This is a genomic window from Oscillochloris sp. ZM17-4, from assembly GCF_019599295.1.
GTDB lineage: Bacteria > Chloroflexota > Chloroflexia > Chloroflexales > Chloroflexaceae > Oscillochloris.
On record NZ_JAIEWN010000033.1, the window covers coordinates 5,760 to 12,344 of the forward strand.

General features: G+C 69.5%; 5 protein-coding genes. 1 reads left to right on the forward strand and 4 read right to left on the reverse strand.

All coding sequences use genetic code 11. The annotated features are described in order from the left end of the window. The 4 genes from K2Z83_RS19895 to K2Z83_RS19910 all read right to left on the reverse strand — a co-directional run. On the reverse strand, positions 1 to 947 hold a 947-nt coding region (locus K2Z83_RS19895), incomplete at its 3' end, for a glycosyltransferase (RefSeq protein ID WP_220596938.1). A gap of 18 nt (positions 948 to 965) precedes the next feature. Next, entirely contained in the window at positions 966 to 2,855 is a 1,890-nt protein-coding gene (locus tag K2Z83_RS19900) for a hypothetical protein (RefSeq protein ID WP_220596939.1), read from the reverse strand. Positions 2,856 to 2,858: 3 nt separating this feature from the next. Continuing rightward, complete coding sequence (locus K2Z83_RS19905; protein WP_220596940.1) at positions 2,859 to 3,860, reverse strand: YecA family protein; 1,002 nt, start codon at positions 3,858 to 3,860, stop codon at positions 2,859 to 2,861. A gap of 67 nt (positions 3,861 to 3,927) precedes the next feature. After that, complete coding sequence (locus K2Z83_RS19910) at positions 3,928 to 4,647, reverse strand: glycosyltransferase family 2 protein (protein ID WP_220596941.1); 720 nt, start codon at positions 4,645 to 4,647, stop codon at positions 3,928 to 3,930. Between the two features lie 445 nt (positions 4,648 to 5,092). Here K2Z83_RS19910 and atpD point away from each other — a divergent pair, with 445 nt between their 5' ends. Continuing rightward, a complete protein-coding gene (atpD, locus tag K2Z83_RS19915) occupies positions 5,093 to 6,475 on the forward strand; it encodes a F0F1 ATP synthase subunit beta (RefSeq protein WP_220596942.1) in 1,383 nt (460 codons plus the stop codon). The last annotated feature ends 110 nt before the right edge of the window (positions 6,476 to 6,585 follow it).

Below are 6,585 nucleotides of genomic sequence, written 5' to 3' on the forward strand. Positions count from 1 at the left end.
CGCATGCGGCGCCGCCGCAGCCCCGCCGGGTAGCCCGCCATCTTGGCCACATCGCCGACCAGGCGGATGGCTGGCACGAGTGCCAGGGCGTAGGCCCGCTCGGCGGGGCCGCGCCCGGCCAGCCGGCCCCACAGGCGACGGTACGGGCCGCGGGTGTAGCCGGCCGCGCCCAGCCCGATCATGGCCGCGCCCGGCAGCCGCGCCCGCGGCCTGGCGGCCATCGCCCAGAGCGTGCCCAGCAGCCCCAGGTAGGCCAGGTAGCGCGCCAGGTGCCGCCTCGGCCATAGCCCAGCCGCGCCGTCGCCGCGCGCGTAGAGGAAGTACTGGCGGGCGAAGGCCCGCAGCGAGGGCCGCGGGCGGAAGCGCACCACCGCATCGGGGGCGAAGGCGCGCCGGCAGCCGGCCCGCTCGGCCGCGAAGTCGAAGAGCAGATCCTCGCAGTGGCTCGCCCACTCGGGGAAGCCGCCCACCCGCGCCCAGAGCTCTCTGCGGAAGGCCATCGACTTGCCGAAGGGCAGGAAGGTCGCGCCGTCCACCTCGGACGCCTCGCGGTAGTTGACCGCCCCCAGGGTCAGCTCGAAGAGGCTCGCCGGCGCGGGCGTGAAGAAGCCGCCCACCAGGTCGGCCTCGCCGCGCTCCAGGGGCGCGATGATCGCCTCGAGCCAGCCGGGGTCGAGGGTCAGCCCGGCGTCGGTGCAGGCGATCAGCTCGCCCCTGGCCTGGGCCACGGCGCTGTTGCGGCCCGAGGGGATGTTGTGGCCGCCGCGCACCAGGCGCACCCGCATGTCGCGGGCGACGTAGGACTCGACGATCGCCGCCGTGGAGTCGCGGCTGCCGCAGTCGTTCACCACGATCTCGTCCGGCAGGCGGGTCTGGGCCAGCATTGAGTCGAGCAGCGCGGCGATATTGTCGGCCTCGTCGCGCACGGTACAGACGAGAGAGATCACGGTGGCGTTCCTATCTCCTCAGGAGTCGCGCAGCGCCAGCCCGAGCATGCGGGCGCCCGCAGCGATCAGGCCGAGGGCGACACCCGCCCATACTGCCCCCAGGGCCAGGCTCGGCGCGGTCGGAAGCCCGCTGTGGGCAAGGTACCAGGGCCAGATATCCCAGTGGCCGTAGCGGTAGTCGCTGGCCCACCGGCGCAGCGACACCTCGCCAGCTGGCAGGGGCGGGATGGGCACGAGGGTGCCGCGCAGGGTCAGGGCAGACCCGCCGGCCCACGCCGCTGCGCGGCTGAGGTAGACACCCAGCGGCCCCGCGCGGTCCACCCCGGCGGCGGCCGGGTCCCAGGCCGGGCTATCGATCTGGAGCCGCGCGGGGCGGGGGGGCAGCAGGAGGTCGATGCGGCGCGGCGGGCATGCCGGCAGGGCGCCGATCTCGCTGTCGCCCAGGCGCAGGCGGATCGTCGCGGGCGGCACGGGCGCCGGGCGGCAGCCGCTCACATCCAGAGACACCCGCAGATCCGCGATCGCAGGCGGGCGCAGGTCGATCTGGGCTGAGGGCAGCGTCCAGCGCGGCAGCTGAACATCGGCGGCGCGATCACCCTCGCTGTAGCTGAAGCCCTCGCGCAGGACGATGCTGTCGGGGGCGAAGGCCAGCGCGGAGGCCCGGCCAAGCTGTCCGGCGGCGAGGCGCAGCTGCCCGAGGATGGGCGACTGGGATGGCACGAAGTAGCGCTGGCGGGCGTCGCGCTGCACGTCGATGTATGCGTTCAGGTTGATCGCCACGCCGGCAAGCTGCACGGGGGCGGCGAGGATCAGGGTGGATGCCAGGGCGATGGCCGCCGCGCGCCGGCCGGCGATGGCGGCATCGGCCACCGCCACCAGGGGCAGCGCCATAAAGGGAAGCGCCATATTCAGGTAGCGCGGCCCCCATGCCCCATCGCCGTGCCAGAACGTCACCTTCCCATAGAAGAGCAGGGTGGCCAGCGAGATGGCGCCACAGAGCACGGCCGCGCTCTGATCACGCCGGTAGAGCCATGCCAGCCCGAGGGGCAGCAGGGCCAGCGGCGGCGCGTACCAGACAATGCCCTTGCCGGGGCTGAGCAGCAGCCCGTACAGCCCCTCGGCGAGATCTCCGCTGAACACCGCGCCCGCCCCGCCGTAGCCGCTGTGCAGCGGGCTGCCGAACAGCGCCCACTGGTAGATGCCGAGCGCCCCCAGGCCAGTCGCTGCGCCGATGCCAAAAGATGAAGGATGAAGGATGAAGGATGAAAATCGGCGTGTCACCTTCGCCTGCTGATATGCCTGGTATGTCACCCACAGCCCGAGAAACGGCAGGGCCAGCCCGGCCTGGATCTTCACGGCGCAGGCCAGGGCCGCCAGGAGGCCCGCGAGCGTAGACAGCAGCACCACAAACGCCGCAAACCCCAGCCCGCCGGCGAGCGGCTCGGCGAAGAAGGTCTTGCTATGGGGCCAGGCCATCGTCGCTAGGCCATAGATCAGCGCGGCGGCGGCGGCGGGGCGGGCGCGGTAGCCCAGCCGCAGCGCGGCCAGGGCGACCAGGGCGGCTACGGCGGCGGCGACGAGCGGGTTGAGCCAGCTGATGATCGCGCGGGTGATGTATGACGCGCCCCAGTGCGGGAAGGCGGTCACGGCCGCCTTGCCGAGCAGGTAGAGCGGGGCGGCGAGGATCGACTGGCCCGGCCCGTAGGCGCTGAACACCGGCGGCTGGCCCGTGCCGGCGTTCAGCGCGAAGCTGCCGTGCTCGGCCAGGCTAGCCGTCACCGCGATCAGCTGCTCCTCGTCGCTGGCGTAGGTGTGGCCCCCGGTCGTCAGCAGGTAGATTCCGGCCAGGAAGAGGAAGACGGCGAGCGCGAGTTGCCATGACCGACGACCGACGACCGACTCCGCCATGCCTTAATCCTTGCCCTCCAGCTCCGTATCCGCATCCGGGTCTGCGCCCGGGTCTGGGGCACCGACTCCCGACTTCTGCCCCCCGACTCCCGCCTCCTGATCCTCGACTTCCGACTCAGGCAGCGCCCGGCCAAGCAGGGCCGCCACACTCTCGGCGGTGAGCTGGAGGGCGATCCGGCCCTCGGCGACAATCTTCTCCATCACGGTCGGGTCGCGCTGCTCGTGGGGCAGGGCCGTCACAAAATGGTTCAGGATCTCGCTGCGCTCATCGATGAGGTCGTCCCATGTGGAGTCTGGCGCGCGGCGGCGCAGGTCGGCCATGTGCAGCTCGACGAACTCCAGCAGCTTCTCGGCGGTGTCGTCGGTGAGCTGGGCGGCCGCGCCGGCCAGATAGTAGGTGGGCGCTGCGGCGCCGGGGGCGGTGTCCGCCGGGGTCAGGTGGCCGACCACGACCTCGCCGGGGATCAGCCGCTTCGAGGCGTTATAGTCGGCCACCTCATAGGCCGCGCCGCTCAGCAGGTCGTGGAGGCTGAGCCCCTTCCCCTTGCGGACGCCGTCCACCACATAGGGCCGCAGCCGAACCTCCCGCCACAGGGCGAGCAGCTTCCGCTCCGATGGGTCCACATCGAAGCCGCCAGTGTCCGCCGCGTCATCGAGCTGGCCGAGCAGGGTGCGCCCGTCGGCCTGGCGGAAATCGAAGGCGAACCAGGTCAGGAATCGCTCGGCCCCCCGGTCCTCAATCTCATCAAGCTCGGCCATCTGCTCGACGGCATACTTCTCCTGCCAGAAGCGGGCGAAGGCGGGCGGGAACTGATCGGGCACGCTCTGGGCCGCCTCGATGATCTTGGGCAGCAGGCTATCCTGGGCCTGTCGGAGGCGCAGCTGCTCGCCGCGGGCGGCCTCCTCGATCGGCAGGTGGCAGTCCTTATACTTGCGGCCGCTCCCGCAGTGGCAGGGGTCGTTGCGTCCGAGCTTCTTGGCCTTTGCGGTGGTGGGCTTCGCCATAAATATATCCTTACAGGGCGCGAGGCGTGAGGCGTCACTGTCACACGTTGCGCCTCACGCCTCGCGACTACGTATCCGACGCCACCGGCTCGGCCACCGGCGCCAGCGCGGGCAGGCGGCCGAGGCGGCGGCGGAAGAGGTAGCCCAGGTTGATAAACCCGTCGCGCCAGGTGTAGAGCTTTGTCTCACCGATGCGCTCGTAGTAGTCTACATGATGCTCGCCGAAGCGCAGGCCACGGGCATGGAGCGCCTCGATCTTGATCTCCTCAGAGAACGCCATGCCCGGCTGGGTCGGGCGGATCTGAGACAGGCAGCTGCGCCGGAAGACCCACATGCCCGACTGCGAGTCGGCCACCCAGCGCAGGTAGAGGGCGCGGAAGGTGTAGGTGAGCACCTTGTTGCCGAGGACGTTGCGCCGGCGCATGGCCCGCGCGTCGCGCAGCGGGAAGCGGCTGGCCGACACAAAGTCTAGCCCGCGGTCGAGCAGATCGTCGATGATCGGGGCGATGCTGGTTGAGGGGTAGGTCCCGTCCCCGTCCACCGTGGCGATGATATCGCCGGTGGCGACGGGCAGGCCGGCCTGGTAGGCGTTGCCATAGCCTTTGCGGGCCTCGAAGATCACGCGCGCGCCAAGCTCCTGGGCCACCCTGGCGGTCTCATCGGTGGAGTTGTTATCCACAACGACCACCTCGTCGATATAGGAGGGCATCCCTTCGAGCACGTGGCGCAGGCCGTGCTCCTCGTTAAAGCAGGGGATCACCACTGAAATGCGCTGTCCTCGATACACACGGCCCTCCTCCGCTCGGCCAAAGATGCCGGTGATTGTATCATATATTTACGGTGGGATCGGGCAGCGGCGCTGCTCGATCAGGGCCGCACGACCCTCACCCCCAGCCCCTCTCCCTCAAGGGGAGAGCGGGTTTTGTTGCCAGCAACAACACTGCGCACGGTGAGGGTGTGGGAGAGCTTCGCTCTCCCACAAAAAAACTGATGGTGCTGCGGCGCGGTGTAGCCGCGCCGCAGCACCATCAGTGCGGCATGTGCCTGCTGGGCACAAACAACGCTGGTTTTTAGGCGGCAGCCCTCACATTGATGCGCATGGGGCTTCGCCCCATGGCTTCCCTGGCACGCTTCGTGCATGATCTGCCTTGTTGTATATGCTCACGATCTGCGCGGGCCGCTGGGCGGCCCCTTCCCATGGCGAGATCTGCGACGGAGATAGGTACCCCCCAATGAGCGATCACACGACACTCCCCAACACCGGCGCGGTTATCGCCGTGCGCGGCAGCGTCGTTGATGTCCGGTTCGACACGCGGCTGCCGCCGATCTACGCGCTGCTCCACGCGGACGGGGGGCGAGTTGTGATCGAGGTGCTCTCCCAGCTCGACGCGCAGCGCGTGCGCGGGATCGCGCTCACGCCGACCCAGGGCCTGGCCCGAGGCATGGCGGTGGAGGACACCGGCGGGCCGCTGATGGCGCCAGTCGGCGCGGGCATCCTTGCGCGCATGTTCGATGTGTTCGGCAACGCCATCGACCGCGAGCCGGCGCCGGCCGATGTCCAGTGGCGCACCGTCCACCGCGACCCGCCGGCGCTGGCGCGGCGCTCCACCAAGTCCGAGATCTTCGAGACGGGGATCAAGGTGATCGATGTGCTGGTGCCGCTGGAGCGCGGCGGCAAGGCCGGCCTGTTCGGCGGGGCGGGCGTGGGCAAGACGGTGCTGCTCACCGAGATGATCCACAACATGATCGGCCACCAGGAGGGGGTCAGCATCTTCTGCGGGATCGGCGAGCGCTGCCGCGAGGGCGAGGAGCTATACCGCGACATGAAGGAGGCCGGCGTCCTGCCGCATATGGTGATGGTGTTCGGGCAGATGAACGAGCCGCCGGGCAGCCGCTTCCGCGTGGGCCACGCCGCGCTGACCATGGCCGAGTACTTCCGCGACGATGAGCACCGCGATGTGCTGCTGCTGATCGACAATATCTTCCGCTTCATCCAGGCCGGAATGGAGGTCTCCGGGCTGATGGGCCAGATGCCCTCGCGGCTGGGCTACCAGCCGACCATGGGCACCGAGCTGTCGCGGCTGGAGGAGCGCATCGCCAACACCGACGCTGGGGCGATCACCTCGATCCAGGCGGTGTACGTGCCGGCGGACGACCTGACCGACCCGGCGGCGGTCCACACCTTCTCGCACCTCTCGGCCTCGATCGTGCTCTCGCGCAAGCGGGCCAGCGAGGGGCTCTACCCGGCGGTCGATCTGCTCCAGTCGAGCTCGAAGATGGCCACGCCGGGCATCGTCGGCGAGCGCCACTACCAGCTGGCCCAGGAGATCCGGCGGACGCTGGCCCAGTACGAGGATCTCAAGGACGTGATCGCCATGCTCGGCCTGGAGCAGCTGTCGGCCGATGACCGCAAGGTGGTCGGCCGGGCCCGCCGGCTGGAGCGATTTCTGACCCAGCCCTTCTTCACCACCGAGCAGTTTAGCGGCATCAAGGGCAGGCTGGTCAGCCTGAGCGACTCGCTCGACGGCTGCGAGCGCATCCTGCGCGATGAGTTCAAGGATGTGCCGGAGCGCGCGCTGTATATGATCGGGGCAGTCGACGAGGTGAAGTCGTGAACATTTTTGTTCTGTTGGGGGAATGCGCCAGCAAAGCTGGCACATTCCCCCACAGAACAAAAAGATCGTTAGCGCGAATAAGCGCTGGGTAAACCTGGGAGCGTCGGTGG